Here is an 18,587-nt window from a genome sequence, read left to right as displayed (position 1 = left end):
TGGCGTCTGATGTAAGGCATGGGCATTGACAGGCAATACTTTTCCTTCTCATTTGTGACTGTTAGCTTCGTTTGGCGGTTTTTCGCAGCTTAAATTGGCGGTTTAGCTGATTCCGATGACGAGGGTGGATCGTGCTGCTTCGACTACGTCGTCGGTGATGGTGGTGAGTTCATTGATCTTCATGATTCGTTCCATTTGGATGAAGAGTCTGTCTATGAGACGGAAGTTGCCTCGGGTGGTTCTTGCGATGGCGGCGATGGCTTGGGCGTCGGTGAAGTCTTCGGGGTCTAGATTTTGGCCGAGTTTGAGCCATTTTCGTTGGAGGACGTAGTTGAGTTCAGCATCTATGAGTGGTTTGTATTCGTGGGCGAAACCAACGCGGCTGTAGAGCTGGGGGTAGCGGCTGAATTGTTTCTCGATGCCTGGCATGCCGATCATAATCATGGCGATGCTGCTGCGGTCGTATTTATCGCGGAGGACTTCTAGGGATGTGGCGGTGAGTCTTTCTGATTCGTCGATGATGATGAGTTCAACGTATTTGTCGTGATTTTTTGGTGGGCTCTTTTTGGTGTTGGTGGATCGTAGGTGTTCCTCGATGCATGCTGAGGCCCTGGTGATGGTGCGGGCTAGTTCTTCTTGGATCTGATTTGGTCGTGTGAGCACACCGGGGGTGAAGAACACGGTTCGTGTTTTCGCCAGGGCGGCGTATATTTTTGGGTCGCTTTCTTGCCGTGGGCCCCATTGTTCTAGGAGCGTTTCGGCTTGTTGCCAGCTTGCGTAGTGGCGGGCGGAGAGGGTTTTACCGATGCCTGCTTGGCCGTAGCAGATCCCTATGGTTCGTTGCCGACGTACTGCGTTGGCGAATTCCACGAATCGGCGGTGTTCCTTCGTCGCTATGAAGCCTGAGGGGGTCATGACCGATCCTCCTGATATGTGTCTAATCGATGTTTTACGGGTGGTCGCTTGTTTTGTTCTGGTTCGGTCGTGAAGTCCCGGTTCTTAGCAGGCAGATGTTGGGTAACGGTGGCTATTCGCTCGTTGATCTGACCGCGTAACTCACGTTTCCTTGATGCGCGGGCTTCTTGGATTTCTTTGAGGCTGACGGTGGATCGTTCATGGGTGGGGTCAACGGCTTTGCAGAGGTAGGCGCCTCGGTGGAAGATCCTGATTTCGGCAATGTCCGCCGGGTCGTAGCGGACAATCACTTGTTCGCCTACATAGGCGGCAAGGAGCGGTGAGATATAGCGCAGTCCTTGGAAGTGCACACCGTCCCGGTGGACAATGCGGGATTTGGCGACAGTCAGCAGAAGCAAATTGAGTTCTTCTATGGTTGCCGGTAGCCGGGGAAGCCAGCCGTTGCCACTCCATGCATGCTGTGGGGTTTGCTTTATTTCGTGGTGTTCACGCTGGTTATAGACGTGTGTCAGGAAGTCAGCGATAGTGCCGTTCAGTTCAGGGAGGGTGAGCTGGGGGTGAGGATGACGGGAGCCTTGGGTTAGATATCCGGGTAGGCCGGACAAAAGCTCGGTATTGATTGTGCCAAAGAGGCGTTCAATCTTTCCCCTGCCTTGGGGCCTTGCGACTGCGGAGAAAACAATCTCAAAGTGAAGGTCCTTGGCGGTCTGTGCAAGGTGGTCGCTGGTGAAGTCGGTTCCGTGGTCAACATAGAGGACATCAGGGATTCCACACATCGGCCACGTGCTGTCTGATTTTGGCCAGATCGCTTGGCGTAGTGCCAGGGCTGTGTTCATGGATGAGGGCGCGCCGGTGAAAACCATGTATCCACAGATCGCGCGGGAGTGGTCATCAAGAATGGTTGTCAGCCAAGGACGGATTGTTTTGCCGTCGGCGCCTAGGATCAAGAGATCCAGCTGCGTATGGTCGGCCTGCCATACAGCGTTAGGACGTTCGGCCCTGCGCCGCCAGACAAGTTCGTACTGATCGCGGTACGCGACTGGGCCTTGATGCGCCAGGGTCAGCATTCCTGGATCCATGGTGGAGATGATCGAGCGGACGGTGGAATAGGAAACGGGCGGCCATCCCTGTCGCGTGGCTACTTTGTTGGCCTGTTGATGGATCGCTGCGGTGGTTTTGCGTGGCTTTACTAACGCCAAGCCCTCGATCAAAGTAATGAGTTCGGTCGGTGATTTTCGTCCGCGCTTGGGCCTGGGAGTAGGTTCTAGCCCGGCCTTGCCATGGAGCTTATAGGCCTGGTGCCATCGCTGCAGGGTTCGCAGCGGGATGCCATGTTCACACGCCAGTGCCGTGAGGGGTTTACCGTTATCGATATGTTCTCGCAACACCATCCACCGGGCAACGGCGATATTGTCAGGTTCTGAGAACTGATGGTGGCTTCTTGAGCCCGCCCCGGCGTTCATGACTACATGGGTTTTCTATTCAGAGGACATTGGTCGAGGCGAAGAGTTCATCTGTTGATCATGCTGCAACGCCCGATACACGGTGCTGCGGCTAACCCCAATGACTTCACCAATTTTGCGGACCGTCATGTCTTGCTGAGCATACAACCGCCGTGCCGTATCAATCTTCTCCTTGGTCAACAGCGACGGCCTTCCGCCTCGTCGGCCGCGGGCTCTGGCAGCTGCCAAACCAGCAGTAGTTCGCTCCCTAATAAGGTCACGTTCAAATTCCGCTAAAGACGCGAACAGATGAAACACCAGCCGACCACCAGAGGAAGTCGTGTCAATGGATTCCTGCAATGACCTGAAACCGATCCCGCGTTCTTCCAGAACAGCCAGCTGATCGATCAAATGCCTGATGGAGCGCCCTAAACGGTCCAGCCTCCACACCACCAAAACGTCACCGGGCCTTAGCTGATCCAATACCTTAGTCAGTTCCGGCCTGGTTTGCACGGCACCCGATGCGGTATCAGTAAATACCCGATAACAGCCAGCAGCTTCCAACGCATCTTGCTGCAGGGCAGCGTCTTGGTCAGCCGTTGACACGCGGGCGTAACCCAATAGATGTCCCATACCCCCAATGTACCAATACCCATCAGCAAGGGGTAGAAGTGGAGCATAGAAAATGAGACTGGCTTTTGCTACATGAAACATGTTGTCAGGGACGCCAAATGAAGATGGAAACCGCGTGTTCCATTAACGACCGTTTTTCGGACGCTCTCAAAACTGCTTTGATTCTCTTGGATGTGTTGCTTACCGCTTGGGCTAATGGTTCATTTGTTGCTGAGGTCTTGAATGAAGGCGTCGGCGCGTTTGAGGTTGAGAGCAAGTTTGTCGCGCTTTTCGTTGGCGCGTTGGGTGTAGTGAGCTAGTAGTTCACGTGCTGCATTGTTGGCAGGATCGGTGGTCAGGATGTCCACGGTGTCGAGGAGTTCGCCCATTTCTTCGAGCGTGAACCCGAGTGGTTTCATGGACCGGATAACGAGCATGCGTTGCAGGTCCGATTCGGTGTAGATCCGAAATCCGCCGTCGCTGCGAGTAGTGGCTGGTAGAAGCCCTACTTCGTCGTAGTGGCGGATCGTGCGTTGGGAGAGTCCTGTAGCTTCGGCTAGGTCCCCGATATGCATGGTCTGCTCGGTGTCAGCTGCCGGTGTGTCAGTCATAAAATTCTCCTTCATCCCTCAAATTCCAACTCTACCCTTACGTTAGGTTAGAGTTGAAGTTGTTCGGTATATTGCTCGGCCATTCCTAGCCGAGGTAGTTCAATGCTTAGCGCAGGGACGCGCCGACCCCCACGATTCTACGTAACTGAGCGCGTGCGCGCTCTCCTTATCTTTGTGAACGGAGCCATTAATGGCCACGAAAACAACGGCAGAACACGAAGTTCTGACCCCGGAGGAACGGCAATCCGTTCTTCACACCCTGAAATCTCCTCGCCCGCTCAAGACCGAGGTTCTGGCTGGGCTGGTGGTGGCCCTGGCTTTGATTCCGGAAGCCATCGCTTTCTCCATCATCGCCGGCGTCGATCCGCGCATCGGGCTATTTGCCTCGTTCACGATGGCGGTATCCATTGCCTTCCTAGGCGGTCGTCCCGCCATGATTTCCGCGGCCACTGGTGCCATTGCCCTGGTGATCGCTCCCTTGGTCAAGAGCCACGGGGTGGACTACTTCATCGCCGCCGTCATCCTGGCCGGAGTCTTCCAGATCCTTCTGGCAGTGCTGGGTGTGGCCAAACTGATGCGGTTCATCCCCCGCCAAGTCATGGTTGGCTTCGTCAACGCCCTGGCCATCCTGATCTTCATGTCCCAGGTTCCCGAACTACTAGGCGTCTCATGGCTGGTCTATCCGCTGACCGCCCTTGGCCTGTTGATTGTCTTTGGCCTGCCCAAAATTACTACAGCCATCCCAGCGCCCCTGGTGGCCATTGTCGTCCTTACCCTGATCGCTGTCCTTGCATCATTGGCTGTGCCCACGGTGGGGGATAAAGGCGATCTGCCCGATAGCCTCCCGTCACTGTTCGTTCCCAACGTTCCGCTGAACTTTGAAACCCTGCAGGTTCTCTTCCCCTACGCGCTGGCCATGGCTTTCGTCGGGTTGCTTGAATCGTTGATGACAGCCAAACTCGTCGATGACGTCACCGACACCCATTCCCACAAAACCCGCGAGTCCTGGGGCCAAGGTGTCGCCAACATCATCACGGGCTTCTTTGGCGGTATGGGCGGCTGCGCCATGATTGGCCAAACCATGATCAACGTCAAGGCCTCCGGCGCCCGCACCCGCATCTCCACGTTCCTAGCAGGAGTCTTCCTGCTGATCCTGGTCGTAGCACTGGGCGATATTGTTGCACTAATCCCCATGGCAGCCTTAGTAGCTGTGATGATCTTCGTCTCCGTCGCCACCTTCGACTGGCATAGCATCAAACCCGCAACCTTGCGCATGATGCCCAAGAGCGAAACAACGGTCATGCTGGCTACCGTCATCTTCACCGTCTGGACCCACAACCTCGCCATTGGTGTTGGAGTCGGAGTACTGACAGCCATGGTCCTCTTCGCCAACCGCGTCGCTCACCTAGTAACCGTGGAACGCCGCATTGAGGAACACTTCGGCGAGACAATTGCCAAGTACGAGGTCAACGGAGAGCTTTTCTTCGCCTCATCCAATGACCTTTACACCCAATTCGAGTACGCCGAAGACCCCGAAAGGATCGTCATCGACCTCTACAACTCCCACCTGTGGGATGCCTCGACTATCGCCGCGGTGGATGCGATCACCGCCAAATACGCCAAATATGGCAAGACCGTCGAGATAGAAGGCTTGAATGCTGCCAGCCTCAAAATGCGGGAACGCATGGGCGGAAAGCTAGGAGCCGGGCACTAACCCGGACCCGCACGGCGGCACTGCTCGCAGAACTCAAAACCGCCATATCAAGCTGCAAAAAACCGCCTTATCAAGCTAACAGTCACACTTCTCATTGGCCACAACAGAGTCCTTTGTGGATGTGTTCCATCCGAGTGTTCCAGTTCCTTAGAACTGGGACTCCTCAGGAACGGGGAGGGCTTCAAAAGACATACGTTGTATGCGCGTCTTACATGTAGTAGCATGTGTCTTACGTGAATACAATTACTTGGAGGTGACGTGGCTACGATCACAGTTCGCATTGACGATGATGTGCGGGACGCTTTGCAGTCGAAAGCGGAAGATGTTCACCAGACACTCAGTGAATTCGTTCGTGACCGCCTCCAGGATGCCGTCTTTGATTTTAGGGATGACAAAGACAGGAGGAAGGGACGAGGGGGCGATCTAGAGCCAGATAGCTTATCTGCTCTCGATCGGCATACGCTCGCCCTGCTGCATAGAATTCTCGGGCGTGTGTTACCAGAGGATGAGAACGACGTTGACGGTGACAAAGAGTATCAACTTGAGCGGGCAAAGGTTCTTGAGCGGGGATTTACAAAGGAGTACTCCGTGGAGTTCATTGGCATTGAGCCAGAACTCAGCCCTCGGCACTGCGATTTCGTCTTGGATGTTCTTCAAATGTTTCGCATTACTCTTCACAGCATCAAAGAATTACAAAAACAGGGCGCAATGGTTGATGAAAACCAGCGGAAGGCACTGACTTTTGACGGGTTTGATCACAATGACCTACTAGAGAGTCAAATGTCCGATTACGTCCGGTTCCTTGTTGAGGGCGGCAAGTGGTCAGAGCAGAAGGACTTCGTCCTCGGTGCGGATTACGGAAATTCTTACCATCAAGTGATCCCACGATACTCACGGATGCTGACTGAATATCGTGAAGTCAAACAACGGCGAACCCGCAGTGTAGGTCTCAGGAGTTACATTTTGAATGAGGCGGAACTGCATAAGATCGCGGCAGCCCGAGTCCACCCCTCCGGACGCTAGCTCTCATGCCCAAGAAAATGCAGTGAGCATGGGGTGGTGATTTAAAACGAAGAGGGTGGAACCTAAAAGATTCCACCTTCTTCCAACAGCGGCTTTTGCGAGAATATTACATTAGGACAACTTCTCGCTTATTGCGTTCTTGACTATCCATGGTTTGGATCTTTCGACCCTGACTTTTCTCTTCGTCGATGAACTTCAAGACGGCAACTGCGCGGCGAACCGCTTCAGTCAGGGAGATCTGCTGCTTGGCGGCTATTTCCTTCAGTGCGGCAGCGGTCTCTTTGTTGAGGTTGACATTCAATCTAACGAGGGCGGTGTCAGTTGCGATTTTCGAGGACATAAGTGGCTCCTACTTCGCCTATCAAGCAAGTTCAAGAGTGTCATACTCTCTGAGCTGTGCTTGGGTAGCGGCGATGTTGTCCATGAAGAAATATCTTCGTGGGGTCCTGTGGCGTGGTGGCGTTTTTTAGGTGGTTATTCAATGTACTGCGTACTGCGTCGTTGCTTCTAGTTCTTATCTGTCTATATGACTACAACCCCATTATGTATCGGGGATCCATGATTGTCAACGTGACAAGCATGCATCATCTGCATGAGATGTGTACCAAAAGTGCATTCAATGCGCACGAGTGGTAGTCTGAAAGTAAGCATCAATCGTTCTGGGGCGTGATCCTCACTTGAAACACCGGCAGGGGCCGGGATCGGAGAAGGACCAATGCCCAGTGACGACCCTTGGTTGTTCTGTTCTAAGAAAATCGAAGGCAGAATTTCCACAACTCAGCTTGTGGAACTTCTCTTTCTAGCCTTAAAGATTGCCAGCCACCAGGGATCGAACAGGTTGGTTGCGGTACTGCCTGCTTCTGCCGGTTTGGTCCCCGAGGTGCCACTATTGTGTAGACCTGAGGTACACCAATCCCCTATCGCCGAAGAGTTGGTTTGTGATGATGTCCCGCACCATGACGGCTTGACCGGGGTATTTGTCTTGTTCGACGTCGAAGGGGGTGGTGCTGAATGACTAACACGCGCCTTGGGAGCGCCGAGGCTTCTGCAGCATCTCCGGCCCAAGCTAATGACGCAGTGGTTGAAGAGCTTTCGGAAAACGAATCTCCACTGCCAGGAAGCTTTTCCGTTCCGACGGCGATAGTGCCACCTACCCACAGGGAACGAACGCAAAAGTTACTCGCCATGATTATCGTCTGCGTTTTACTGGCCCTTTACGTTGCGGTTGTCGCACGCTTCCTATGTACGGAAATGGATACGGATCGTTTGATTGCGGTGGTGGCGGCACTTTCTGGACTTCAAGCCCTCGCTGCCGCTGCGGTTGGTTTCTACTACGGATCACAGGCTGGAGACAATAAGTAGCCCGCGCTGAGCGTGGGTTGGCGACGTGTGCCGGCTCTTCCGGGAGATGGCTTATTGGCGTCGGATTTAATGCAAGAAGTTGTGCATGAGTGGCTTACCAGTGGTGGGCCACTTCGCCATTTAAGCGCCATGACCAGCAACCGGCTATCGGACAAGGCGCCCATGGTGCAAACCGGTGGGTCCTACTTCCTTGGAAGTGGGATGTGCTGAAATCAAAACATCTTCACCTAGCAATCGTGGTTGAGGTCCCCGCCTTACAGTCAACGAGGGGCCGCACCAACTTAATGGTGCGGCCCCTCGAAGATGGCGAATTCAGGCGGTCGTCGCACCAGGGGGGGTCTTAGGTTCCGATAGTAGCCGTTCCCCTTGCGGGCACGTACCGATAGCGATTAAGACTGCCGGAATTCCTCTTGTCGGGTTCCGCACAGCGATCTTTCGTCCCTTATTCTGCTGTCGCCTGAGAAGGAGTAGAAATCGCCATCGAGTGTCTCGTAACTTAAGCGTCTTGAATCCCATGGCTAAGAGTCAGTTCAAGGCCAAGGATTACGTTGCCGAGCGATCACGGTTGCCGCCACCAAACTTTTCCATCTCATCAGGGCAGCTGGTTTGGTGTGCGTTGACCGGAACATACCGACTCATTTGGTGCCTGCCGTTTGGCGGGCGGCAACAATTGGTCGAATTCTCACTTGGTTTTGGACTGGTTGGCGCGGGCGAGCGAGTGATGCTTAGGATCTCTGAAGTATGGGAGCGCTTGTGCCGATGCGAAAGCGTGGTAGTCCCTTGCCAGCAGATAATAGATCTCGGGCCAGGGGCCATGGACTTGAATCTGGGCCGGATCAGGCGAGACGAGCAGGACTGAACCTCGCCAGATCTCGTCGGAGATGGCCTCCATCCATGCGCGTTGAACATACCCAAATTTGTCCCATCTGATAGTGACCCAAGTGCCAGTGGGGTCCAGCGCATGGATGTCTAGGACTGTGACTTCGGTGGTAACGCCGAGCTGAGTTTTGACGGTGGAGAAGTACTCCCATTGTTGGACCGCATGGGTGACCCAGGCCTTCGAACGGCGGATCTTTACGAACCAAATGGCAGCCGAGACTACCGCTAGGACGACGGCGATTGCCACCAACGTCCAGCCGATCACCGTGGCGGTCGGCTGGAGCAACAACATCCGGGTGGCTATGGAGAGGCAGGCGCAGCTGATCACGGTGAGTGTGACTGCCCAGCCGGAGGAGGTCTGGGGTTTGACCATCGGATTCGTTCGCATGACTCAACCTCTGCCTATCTACTGATTTTACAGCGAGGGTCCGACAACGTGGACTGGCGAATGGACGCCAGCCACTGGTTCGGGCGCCTGCATTGCAGCAAAGTTGCTAGTCCTGGTGGCGGTGATGCGGGCTTCGAGTCGGGCTCGCTGGTCAGAGTGATCCCACTCCGTTGCGCTGGGAGGTGCGCCGATGGGCAGCGCAGGGTTGTCGATGTCCCAGCGGTCCCGGAAGCCGGCGACGTCCCGCACAAGGGATTTCCACGCCTGGTCGTTGGCCTGCAGGCCAGTTTGTGCACGGAGTTGCTCTATCCATGGTTCTTCGTTGGCGAAGGCGTGGACGGCCACCGCGGCCAGCCGCTTGGTGATCCGCTGCTGAACGTCGTTGAGCAGAGCACTGAGGTCTTCCCGGTCCGTTGGGACTGAGGATGGCGCCATCGTCAGTGAGGACGTGGCGGGGAGGTGCTGTTGGAGGGCTTGCAGATGGGAGTACACGACGGCGGCAACGTCGCGGGCGCCAGCTGTTGGCTCCAGCCCGCCGGCCAAGGCTTGCTCTGCGAGGGGCCGGTCGGTGGTTGCGGTGCGTCGCCATGCGGCGACCAGTGCACCCCAGGAGGGGGACGCTTGCATCTCTGCCACAAGGTTGGGGGAATGGGTGTTGATGAGGTGGGTGACGTCGTCGGCTGCGGCGATCTGGGCTAGGTAGTCATGCTCGGCGAGTAGTCGGGACAGGGAGTTGGCCTGGTTGCGTTGTTCCTCGTGGACCTCGTGGGCGGTGTGTTCTGCGCCTTCGATGGAGAGTATGCCGGCGAGGATTTGCCGCCATTCCGGCAGGGCTGAGGGGTCCACGCCGTGGTAGTCGCGGGGGTCAGGTTCACTGATGTAAGCGTAGTTGCCGGCCTTCCCGCGTGTCATAGAGACGTAAAAGAGCTCCCGGGTCAGCCTCCCCTCGTTGACGAGTGTGTGGCCGGTGTCCACGGTGATTCCTTGGGAGCGGTGGGCTGTGGTGGCGTAGCCGAGCTCCACGGACTCGACGAGATAACCGGCGCCCAGGACGATTCGTGCGCCGTTGTCCTGGCGTATCCCTGCAATGGAGCCGTCCGGATCGGTCACTTCACAGACGGCGATGAGGGTGCCGTTGCGGATGAAGTCTCCGGTGTCGTCGAGGAGCTGGCGGTCGTTGCGCCGGGCAAGGAGGGTGTCGCCTCGTCCGGCGTGGAGCCCGTCGCTGAGGTTTACGGTGGATTCTGCGTCGACCGCACCGGAGCTGACTCGGTCTGCCTGGGCGCGTTCGTTGAGCATGGCGACGGTGTCATTGTCGGGGGCGATCAGGATCGAGGTCTTGCCAGTGCGAATGTCGGCATCCCAGCGGTTGTAGGCGTCATCGACCATTGCGTCATAGGTGCCGCTGCTGATGCGCTCGTGGACTGTGTACTCGGTGATGACGTCGAAGTCGCCTGTACGCAGTTTCAGGGACGCGGTGCGTTCCCATTCGTTCGTGAAGCGCCAGACCGTGCTGAGCCGTTGGGCGCAGCCGGTACGGTCCAGCCAGCCCAAGACGCCGCCGGCGTCGATGGAATCGAGTTGTGCCGGGTCGCCGACTAGCAGGATCTTGGCCCCGGCACCTGTGGCTTGGTCGACGAGGGCGGCGAGCTGGTAGGTGGAGACCATGGAGGCTTCATCGATGATTACCAGCTGGTTGGATCGGAACTGCCACTGTGCTTGGGTCGCTGTGAGGGAGCTCATGCGCTGCGCAAGACGCTCCAAGACCTTCCGGGCCTGTTCATCCAGACGTGGGGATTGACTGGCTGCTTGGTACCTTCCCGCTGCTTCTGCGTAGTGTCCTGCACGCATGGCAGCGCCTGGTCCGGTGGATTCGTAGAGCCATTTGCTCACGTTGTCCGTGGCGAGTCCGAGTTCGTGGCCGAGGACGTCGGCCGAGGCCGCAGCTGGGGCCAACCCCACGACGGAACCTGTTCCGAAGCGCTCTTCCCAGAGGGTCCTGACGGCGCTCATCGTGGTGGTTTTGCCGGTCCCGGCAGGGCCGACGACGGCGTCCAGCCGCCTCCCGCTGGCCAGAACAGCCTCGGCGGTCCTGCGTTGCTCACCCTCCAACGGCTCGCCACGGGCGTTGAGGAACTGTTGGAGAGCATCCTTGACGGTCGCGTGCTCTAGGTGAGGTCCGGTATCGTGCGTGTGGGCGTTCATGATGGCCGCTTCGTTCGCCAGCGTGGAGACATCGGTGAACAGGTGGGCGCTAGCCAGGTCAAAGACACTGCGGCCGTTGAACACCAGTTCGGGAGCTGTGGTTGTGGGGATGGAGTAGCGGAACTCGTTGAGCGCCACGGACTGCTCCTCGGCGGAGGTGGCAATGGCCTCCATCAGGTTCAGGCGGTCGGCGGATGTTGCGCAGCGGATCTCCAGGCACACCCGTTCTGCTTCGGCGATCAGGTTCCACCGGTTCCAGGTCACCCGGCGCCTGGCGACCAGGTCCTTCACCAGACCGGCAGTGCTGTCGATCCAGACAGCATCGGTGTCGGCGAATGTCAGCGGATGGGCGTGCGAGCGGTTGATGGTTGCCGCCAGCACGTCCTCGGGGTCGAAACCCGTGGCCACGGCTCGTTCGCGCCACTGGCGAGTGCGGGTGTTGAGGGGGACGACGTCCTGGTTCTTGGCCGTCCGGGTGGACAGTGTTGCTTGCTGGCGCAGCTTGAGTTTGACGGCGTTGCTCGGTTCCCGCCCGTGGGATTCGGACCAGTCGTGGATGAGCCGGGCCGCCTCAATGTCGATCAGCCGGGACCGGCTAGAAAACTCGCGGATGAGTTCATCGTCCACACCTGAGAGTTCGAAACTGTAATTGTGGATGGCACTGGTAGGTGTGCGGAATTCGGCCTCTGTTCCCAGATCCCGGCCGAGTTGGTCATAGAGGAGCCCGTTGTAGTGTTGGCTGGCGGCAACGGTGGCCTTGTAGAGCGTACGCGAGTCAAGGGTGGTCCAGGCACCGTCGCTTACGCGTTGGGCCCTGTTGGCAATGACGACGTGGGTGTGCAGCTGGGGGTCTCCGGAGCGGGATTCCCAGTGGTCGAAGGCTGCCGCGATGGCACCGTGGATACCGACGTGGGCCACGCCGCCGTGTCCGGCACGGGTATGGATGGCGGAGGACTCCAGCCAGGCCAACGTGGCCTCCAGCGCCGCGTGATGGGCTGCCATGACCTTGTCCTTGTACTCGTCGCTGCCCAGGGCCCAGAGCACGGAGACGGATTTAGGCACACTGAAGGTGAGGTCAAAGCCTGCCACCGCAGCCCGGCGCACGGTGTGGCCGTTGGCGCCGGTGACAGTGGATGCCTGGTTGGGTGTGCGGCCCAGGGGTGCTCCCGTGGAGGGGTGTTCGCCTCGTTCAAAGAGGGCCTTCGCGGCGGCATCGGTGACGGTGGCATGGGGAGCCATGCCGATGCCGGAAAGTCCTGCGCCGAGCCATTGCCCGGACGGGTTGCTTCCAGCCGTGTAGTAGCCGGTCAGGTCACGGGTTTCGACGTCGGCATGGCTGGTGGTCTTCAGTAGGTAGGAGACACCGGCATCGGTAGAGAGGCGGGCTATGGAAACGGTCATGACCTGCCCATTTCTGTGTTCCAGCCACGGCGTGCAAAGATCGCCGCCGTCGACGGGTCCAGGCGCGTATTCGCGTCAGAATGCAATGTCAGGACCCGGGCGGCAAGTTGTTGCATGTCCCTGACGGCCAGCCGTTCACTGAGCTCACGCTGCTTGCTTTCATGCCGCAAGTCCCGCACCGAGCGTTCCAGATCATCGGCTTTCGACTGCGCCCTCGATTCTGCCTGGGCGCTTTCGTTGAGCTGTTCGTAGGCCGCGGCCAACTTGACTTCAAATGACCGTGTGACGTTCATGAGCTTGCGCCGCTCCGAGAATCGCAGGTTCCGGATCGTCGCCTCATAGAGTGCGGTGAGTGCCTCCATCGCCTCCTGGGTGTATGTCTTGGGCCGGTCAACGTGGTCGGTCATTCGCGGCTCTTCATCCTGGAGGCTCTGCCGATACTTTCGTTGCCGCTGGCGGTGGGCACACGCCGGTCGGCAGAAGAGCTGCCGGGGGCTGGAAGGTGTGAATGTGGTGGTGCATTCGGAGCAGGTTCGTGTAGTCATACCTGTCCATGGTGATTCGGCCGGTTTACATCATGACCAAACCTCACATTTACCGTCACGCGTGCCGTGACGGCAACCCGCTTCGGTGCCAGAAGTGTGAGGGGATTTTTGGTAGCGGAAACTGCGCGGTATTTCGGGGTGCTGTTGCCAGAGGAATTGATCGAAGTGGGACCTGGCTGCGGAGTTGGGTTAGGGGAAATATCGGTGGGATGGTGGTGGCGCAGGTGAGTGCCGCATGAGGTTTTCATGCGGCACTGGATCTCCAGCTGGACGGTGATTATTGGATCGCGAGCTTGAGTCGCTCGATTTCTATGGGGTTGAATCCTGACCAGTGGTGGTCGTTGACGACGACGACGGGCGCTTGGGAGTAGCCGAGGTCTTGGACGTACTCGAGGGCGGCGGCGTTGGCGGTCAGGTCGACGACGTCGTATGTGATCCCGGCATGATCCAGGCTGCGGAAGGTGAACTTGCATTGTTGGCAGCCGGGCTTGCTGTAGACAGTGACGTTAATTTCCCCCACCTCACTCTCTTTTTTCTGGTGCTGGGTCGCGTGGAACTACTGGTGGTGGTGGTTCCGGTATGCGGTGGTCTTATGTTGTGCCCAGCCGGACACGACGCCGGCACCGAGCAGCTGGTCCAGCAGCCTGGCCAGGTGGTAGTCGGGATCGAACGTCAGGGCGACGTGCATGTAGTTCGCGGCCGCCGTTCCCCTGCCCTTCCACCAGCATATGTGCCCGAGCATCGTCAACGGCGCGGCTGCGTGGGTTGGGGCGGCGATGGTAAGCAGTTGGCGCAGCAGCTTCTCGGAGCTGTCGATTCGGTCCCACTGCGGGGCTTCGTCCGTGGCGCCGAAGAGGGTTGCTGCCATGGGTTCGTTGATGCCGGGCATGTCGGCGAGGATCTGGTCGCGGAGTCCGACATGCTGTAGCCCTGCCAGGACCTCGGCCAACTGCTCATGGGTGGGTTCGCCTGCATGGTCGATGAGGTTCATCCAGAGCCGGTAGACCGCGTTCAGGCCCTTGGACGGGTTGGTGGTCATGTTCTGAAGGGCTGCTTCGACGGCGTCCTGGTCGACGGAGACGAACAACTCGGGGATGGCAGGTGAGTCACTCGATTCGACGCTGCTGCCCTGGTAGACCAGCTCGGCGTTGATGAGGCAGGATTCGAGGGCGGCCAGCGGGGTTTCCTTGCCGCAGTCAGTGGGGTTGGCACCGTCGTAGGTGGCGAAGGATTCGGGGCCGACGACCCACACGTCATGGACGATCAGCCCGGCAGCCAGGAGCCGCCGCTTGAGCCCTTGGACCATCGATGCGAACGGCTTTTGGTGTCCCTTGCCCCATGGCTGATGGGTGAACAGGGCGATGAGGACTGCGGTGGCGTCGTGGTCCATGCCGACGGCGTGGGCGACGCGCTCAGCGAAGCTCTGGCCGAGGTCTTCGGTGCCGGGCAGGTTCACTCGGAGGGTGGGGCCCAGTGTTTTGCCCTCGAGGGCGAGGCAGACGAGGCTTTCCTTGGGCCAGTAGCCGAGGCTGTGGCCCATGTAGCTGATGGCGTCTGCCGGGCTGCTGATTCTGATCGGTTCCATTGTCCTGCTCCTCCTGTGTGAACGGTGGCTGGGTATTCGCGGCCGCCTGCTCTGTTGGTGCCTTCTGGTAAGAGGAATCACCGCTGGGTTTTAGGGGCCGGAGGGCAACTTGGGGTACCGGGCACGGGGCAAGAATTGTTTCGAGGAAATAAGCGACGCAGGAGCGCCGAGGAAGAATTTTTGGAGGAGTGGCCGGCGCGGAGCGCCCTGGTTGCGTGGAGGACCCGCCCTGCGATGATGGGGTACCAGAAGGCACAACGTGGCTTGGCATGTGTTCATAAAGGTCCATCGACATATACCCCATATTGGGCTGACTGCTGAGGATGCTGGGCCGTTAGGGCAGCGGTTTCTAGTCTCTAACCTCTGGGCTCATGTCTGTTCATGGTGCCAATGAAGTTAGACGACCTAATCGAACGTCCCGCAGCAAACGGAAGCAAGGACTGACGAAAATGGTGTGCCGAGAATGAACGCAATTGTTTATTGGCGTAGTGACACTAAATTTGTAATCCATGCGGCCCGTTTGTGGTAGGCGTCACTCCCAAGGGGAAACGCTTCGATACCCGAAATGTTAGGTGGTCGAATTCATAAAGTGAGTTCAAATCCCACCATCACCGCCAATTGATAAGGTCCCTGCTTCCCTTTGTTTATAAGAAAAGTGGGGGTTTTGTTTTGTTCAAAATTCGTCCAGCAGTAACACAGCGGTAAAGTACCTTCTTGCGCCTCCCACGACGCGGGTCCGTTGAAGATCAACCTCGCACCGAAATCTTGGTCGCCTGTCGCCAAGAGCCTGATAAAAGTAGGCACTCGGGTACAGTGTCCGACGCCCACGGTAGGGTTGCCGCATGTCCCTCACGAGCCACCTTGCTAACAAGCAGTCACCTGTTCGGCAGTTCATCTATGCAGGCGCCCCGGAGCTCGCTCGTGCCGGAACGGCTGGACGCGATGGTAAAGCGATGGCCGAGTTCTTTGGCTTCGATGAACTTACTGCACTAGAAACGCAGATCCCTGTTCCCGAAGAGGTAACGAATCGAAAGGGCCACGCAATTGTCGCCGGCATGGCTCTGGACTACCGTCTCCGGATGGATCGACCTGATTTCGATTTCGCGAACACGACGGCTCTGCTCGCCCTCGATCATTTCGCCGCGGATCCGTCCTTGGTCCCCAGGGGAAAACACATACATAAAGTCCTCGAGGAAGCGCTTGGCTTCGCCTATCTCACCTTCAAGGAGAAGAACAGTCATCCTCTCAGTCTGTCCCGCGCTTCCGTGCTTCTCGCTTGGTGTGAAAGTATCTTGAGGAGCGGCCCTACGGCTGTGCTTTCCGGGGAACTCGGCCGGCATATCAAGCGTTCCAAGAACGCCACTGATCTCATGATGAGTATCGATAGCTCACTCATCATCGACATCGCAGTCATGCGTAACGCCGTTGAGCCCCTCTTGGCACAATGGAATCAGGACATCACCGCGGGTGATAAATATGCTCCAAACCCAAGCTTCCTAGGAAGTTCAGCGGTGGGCGGGGCCGACGCGGATTGGGCTGTCGGAGATCTCTTAGTGGATCTCAAAACGACAGAAAAAATCACGAACCCCTGGCTCAGAGAAACCCTCTTCCAGCTCATTGGTTATGCACTGCTGGACGTTGACGATTCACTGGGCATCCGCAGGGTTAGTATCTTGCTTCCCCGGCAGCCCTTCTTTGCAGTCTGGAGCTTGGACGAGCTCCTCGTCGAGATGGTGACGCAGCAGTTCAGGAGTTCGGACCCGACGGTAGAACCACTCGAAGCAATTACAGAGAACGGATAGACAAGTGGACCTCGTGAAGACTAGCGGATCCGGCACTGTCTGCCCGGAAAGCGGCAAAAACGTCGGGCGGATGATCGAAGGCTCCGGGTCAGACGATTGGAAGATTGAATGTCCTACTTGCGTTTGCACATGGTACGGCCGCAGCACTGTGTTCAGTCAACACGACCTAAAGCGTTTGTCTTGAGCAGGCACGGACTTTCGATTATTTTTGCCGTTGTGAATGCGACTTCGAGGCACCAGCCGCTCGGGCCACCGCCCAGGGCAGCAGTAATCAGGGCATCCCCTATCTCCAACACCGGAAGTCAGAACGAGAATGGTTGAGCAAAGGCACGTGTTGTTAGGAGTGTCTGGTCAAGAACCGACTATTCCAGCAGACTTGGATTTACAAGATGATCGCTACGTTCTACTCCCGGAAAAGTGGGTCGAAGAGCCACAGCAAGTGAAAATCGAGAGGAGAGACGACACTGTCGTATCCATGGCCTTTGGGAATCGGCTCGGTGTAGTTGCTGATTTCCAGCCGCGCGTGCTCTGGGGAGTCGAGGACGGCCGACCATTCACAGTTCTTGACGCCCGTATGACCATTGAGTTAGGTTCCAGTTTCGGTCATCCTCCGCAGATTTACGAGGCAAAGCACGTCTTGTGGGATGCACATATTGTGGGATTTGATAGTCCCGCAGAAGCGGTCCGGATTGCCCTTCCCATACGTGGACTCGGGTGGTCTAACCAGGAAACCCTTTTCACGGACGACGGACAGCTCAGCGCTTGGTCCAACCCGAATCGACCCGGACTGGTCTGGGAGCCAGCGCAATCGAATTCGGTGCACAACCTGACACAACAATTCCCAACAGTCGTGACCACGCTCCTCCAACTTTGGACGGAAAAGGAGACGTCTGCTTGCTTGATAGAGGTCCGAATCGAGAATGTGGGATGGTGCACGCTCAAATCAACTACTGATCCTTCGACAATTCTGACGCAACCACTTCTTGCCTTAAACAAACTCACGCTCGGAATTGTGAGTCAGTGGCTGACACTAGCGCCGACCCTTGGCCCGGTGCCGTTCATGGCAGTTTACGATGGAGCTCCGTTACAGTCAGACGCACAGATGCTTGCCACGGCCTTGGAGGGAATACACCGCCGGTTGTATCCAGATTCCCAACGGTTCCAGATGTCGGTGTCAAATGGACTGCTGAGACGAGCTCGAAGGGCGGCCACTCGAGCTGCTGTTGAGGTGCTTGCTGGCGTCATTGATGAAGCCGATGCAGAGGCCGCCTACAACGAAGCACTCGGCCACATGGGTGAGCTTTCATACGCTGCTCGACTCGTCGAGGTCCTACCACGTATCGAGGGTGTAGCCCCAGGGCTGTTGGGCCCCTCGCAGTCCGCGTGGATCAAGGATATGAAAGACCTGAGAAACGTCCAGAGCCATGGACTGCAGAACCACGACGAATTCGGAGATTCAGAAATAAGCCGGTACTACGTGATGGCTTCGTCGGGACGCTGGGTCTTGAAAATCCTATTGCTCCTCGAACTTGTGGGTGAAGAACAATTGAAGTTGGCGCTACGCGACTCAGATCGGTTCATGTTCTCGCTCGCAAACATGGATCGTGAGATGTACTGGAAAGATTTTTCTGCCTACGACACGTTTCTAGATGCTTCTAGAACAGGAAAGCATTGAGGCGTTCTGGCCCTATCCTTCTCCCGCACCATAACGGACATCATGGTGTGGATCTTTGCCGTGTCCGCAGAGATGATTCGCAGCTAGGCATCGCGGTAGTGAAAGCGCCAAAGTAAGGAAGACGGGTCAACTGGCTTTGGGATCGTCGTCCCGAATCATCAGCACTGCTGCTCCACCGCTGGGATACGATCTCGACCTCGATGTGGTCAAGGTTGACGCGCTCTATGAGACCCACGAGATCTCGTCGTGCTTCGATAACTGTGACCGCCACGAACATCTCCTGCCTGCATTCAATGGTAAGGCTCAGACGCGCAGAAGTCTTAGTTGCCATAGTGCGGACACCCTGCGACCGCGTCCAAGTGATCCGTGGTCGTGAACGACGACTCTGACTCTTCCGCTCCAAAATATTGCCTAAGATGGTGCTGGCG

15 protein-coding genes are annotated in these 18,587 nt (G+C 57.2%); 5 read left to right on the top strand and 10 right to left on the bottom strand.

Annotated features, from left to right (window positions below; genetic code table 11):
• Positions 1 to 102 precede the first annotated feature (102 nt).
• The 4 genes from CVS28_RS05175 to CVS28_RS05160 form a co-directional block, all read right to left on the bottom strand.
• Positions 103 to 915, bottom strand: a complete 813-nt coding sequence (locus tag CVS28_RS05175; protein ID WP_103480884.1) for an AAA family ATPase — start codon at positions 913 to 915, stop codon at positions 103 to 105.
• Positions 912 to 2,378, bottom strand: a complete 1,467-nt coding sequence (locus CVS28_RS05170; RefSeq protein ID WP_243399702.1) for a Mu transposase C-terminal domain-containing protein — start codon at positions 2,376 to 2,378, stop codon at positions 912 to 914. Before CVS28_RS05170 ends, CVS28_RS05175 begins: the two co-directional genes overlap by 4 nt.
• Before the next feature lie 15 nt (positions 2,379 to 2,393).
• Positions 2,394 to 2,990, bottom strand: a complete 597-nt coding sequence (locus tag CVS28_RS05165; RefSeq protein WP_103480883.1) for a recombinase family protein — start codon at positions 2,988 to 2,990, stop codon at positions 2,394 to 2,396.
• A gap of 200 nt (positions 2,991 to 3,190) precedes the next feature.
• Complete coding sequence (locus tag CVS28_RS05160) at positions 3,191 to 3,580, bottom strand: helix-turn-helix domain-containing protein (protein ID WP_243399701.1); 390 nt, start codon at positions 3,578 to 3,580, stop codon at positions 3,191 to 3,193.
• A 190-nt stretch (positions 3,581 to 3,770) separates the two neighbouring features.
• On the opposite strand from CVS28_RS05160, the gene CVS28_RS05155 reads away from it, so the two are divergent.
• Together CVS28_RS05155 and CVS28_RS05150 are read left to right on the top strand one after the other, a co-directional pair.
• A complete protein-coding gene (locus tag CVS28_RS05155; RefSeq protein WP_103480882.1) occupies positions 3,771 to 5,294 on the top strand; it encodes a SulP family inorganic anion transporter in 1,524 nt (507 codons plus the stop codon).
• 258 nt (positions 5,295 to 5,552) lie between these two features.
• Complete coding sequence (locus CVS28_RS05150) at positions 5,553 to 6,317, top strand: YfbU family protein (protein WP_165788072.1); 765 nt, start codon at positions 5,553 to 5,555, stop codon at positions 6,315 to 6,317.
• 106 nt (positions 6,318 to 6,423) lie between these two features.
• Here the strand turns inward: CVS28_RS05150 and CVS28_RS05145 are convergent, their stop codons facing one another.
• Complete coding sequence (locus CVS28_RS05145) at positions 6,424 to 6,657, bottom strand: ribbon-helix-helix protein, CopG family (RefSeq protein WP_103480880.1); 234 nt, start codon at positions 6,655 to 6,657, stop codon at positions 6,424 to 6,426.
• A gap of 671 nt (positions 6,658 to 7,328) precedes the next feature.
• Between CVS28_RS05145 and CVS28_RS19365 the strand changes: the two genes are divergently transcribed.
• The gene (locus tag CVS28_RS19365) at positions 7,329 to 7,679 is read left to right on the top strand and encodes a hypothetical protein (RefSeq protein ID WP_133159057.1); all 351 of its coding nucleotides are present in this window, start codon (positions 7,329 to 7,331) and stop codon (positions 7,677 to 7,679) included.
• A 682-nt stretch (positions 7,680 to 8,361) separates the two neighbouring features.
• Here the strand turns inward: CVS28_RS19365 and CVS28_RS05135 are convergent.
• From CVS28_RS05135 to CVS28_RS05115, 5 genes are all read right to left on the bottom strand, one after another.
• Positions 8,362 to 8,946 (bottom strand): hypothetical protein, encoded by a 585-nt coding sequence (locus CVS28_RS05135; protein ID WP_133159056.1) that lies wholly within the window; start codon positions 8,944 to 8,946, stop codon positions 8,362 to 8,364.
• Between the two features lie 27 nt (positions 8,947 to 8,973).
• The gene (mobF, locus tag CVS28_RS05130) at positions 8,974 to 12,552 is read right to left on the bottom strand and encodes a MobF family relaxase (protein ID WP_103480877.1); all 3,579 of its coding nucleotides are present in this window, start codon (positions 12,550 to 12,552) and stop codon (positions 8,974 to 8,976) included.
• On the bottom strand, positions 12,549 to 12,959 hold the full coding sequence (locus CVS28_RS05125; RefSeq protein WP_103480876.1) for a hypothetical protein: 411 nt from the start codon (positions 12,957 to 12,959) through the stop codon (positions 12,549 to 12,551). Before CVS28_RS05125 ends, mobF begins: the two co-directional genes overlap by 4 nt.
• Before the next feature lie 415 nt (positions 12,960 to 13,374).
• Positions 13,375 to 13,617 (bottom strand): glutaredoxin family protein, encoded by a 243-nt coding sequence (locus CVS28_RS05120; protein WP_423716380.1) that lies wholly within the window; start codon positions 13,615 to 13,617, stop codon positions 13,375 to 13,377.
• A gap of 36 nt (positions 13,618 to 13,653) precedes the next feature.
• The gene (locus CVS28_RS05115; RefSeq protein ID WP_103480875.1) at positions 13,654 to 14,682 is read right to left on the bottom strand and encodes a DUF4192 domain-containing protein; all 1,029 of its coding nucleotides are present in this window, start codon (positions 14,680 to 14,682) and stop codon (positions 13,654 to 13,656) included.
• 842 nt (positions 14,683 to 15,524) lie between these two features.
• On the opposite strand from CVS28_RS05115, the gene CVS28_RS05110 reads away from it, so the two are divergent.
• Together CVS28_RS05110 and CVS28_RS05105 are read left to right on the top strand one after the other, a co-directional pair.
• Complete coding sequence (locus tag CVS28_RS05110; RefSeq protein WP_103480874.1) at positions 15,525 to 16,484, top strand: hypothetical protein; 960 nt, start codon at positions 15,525 to 15,527, stop codon at positions 16,482 to 16,484.
• 376 nt (positions 16,485 to 16,860) lie between these two features.
• Complete coding sequence (locus CVS28_RS05105) at positions 16,861 to 18,159, top strand: HEPN domain-containing protein (protein WP_133159055.1); 1,299 nt, start codon at positions 16,861 to 16,863, stop codon at positions 18,157 to 18,159.
• Positions 18,160 to 18,587: the final 428 nt, after the last annotated feature.

Source organism: Arthrobacter glacialis, from assembly GCF_002909415.1.
GTDB lineage: Bacteria > Actinomycetota > Actinomycetes > Actinomycetales > Micrococcaceae > Specibacter > Specibacter glacialis.
This window is presented reverse-complemented; position numbering and strand designations above follow the sequence as displayed.

Excerpts from the sequence above, each read along its gene's own strand:
- CVS28_RS05175 (WP_103480884.1), bottom strand. The coding sequence starts at position 915 with ATGACCCCCTCAGGCTTCATAGCGACGAAGGAACACCGCCGATTCGTG.
- CVS28_RS05170 (WP_243399702.1), bottom strand. The coding sequence starts at position 2,378 with ATGAACGCCGGGGCGGGCTCAAGAAGCCACCATCAGTTCTCAGAACCT.
- CVS28_RS05165 (WP_103480883.1), bottom strand. The coding sequence starts at position 2,990 with ATGGGACATCTATTGGGTTACGCCCGCGTGTCAACGGCTGACCAAGAC.
- CVS28_RS05160 (WP_243399701.1), bottom strand. The coding sequence starts at position 3,580 with ATGACTGACACACCGGCAGCTGACACCGAGCAGACCATGCATATCGGG.
- CVS28_RS05155 (WP_103480882.1), top strand. The coding sequence starts at position 3,771 with ATGGCCACGAAAACAACGGCAGAACACGAAGTTCTGACCCCGGAGGAA.
- CVS28_RS05145 (WP_103480880.1), bottom strand. The coding sequence starts at position 6,657 with ATGTCCTCGAAAATCGCAACTGACACCGCCCTCGTTAGATTGAATGTC.
- CVS28_RS19365 (WP_133159057.1), top strand. The coding sequence starts at position 7,329 with ATGACTAACACGCGCCTTGGGAGCGCCGAGGCTTCTGCAGCATCTCCG.
- CVS28_RS05135 (WP_133159056.1), bottom strand. The coding sequence starts at position 8,946 with ATGCGAACGAATCCGATGGTCAAACCCCAGACCTCCTCCGGCTGGGCA.
- mobF (WP_103480877.1), bottom strand. The coding sequence starts at position 12,552 with ATGACCGTTTCCATAGCCCGCCTCTCTACCGATGCCGGTGTCTCCTAC.
- CVS28_RS05125 (WP_103480876.1), bottom strand. The coding sequence starts at position 12,959 with ATGACCGACCACGTTGACCGGCCCAAGACATACACCCAGGAGGCGATG.
- CVS28_RS05115 (WP_103480875.1), bottom strand. The coding sequence starts at position 14,682 with ATGGAACCGATCAGAATCAGCAGCCCGGCAGACGCCATCAGCTACATG.
- CVS28_RS05110 (WP_103480874.1), top strand. The coding sequence starts at position 15,525 with ATGTCCCTCACGAGCCACCTTGCTAACAAGCAGTCACCTGTTCGGCAG.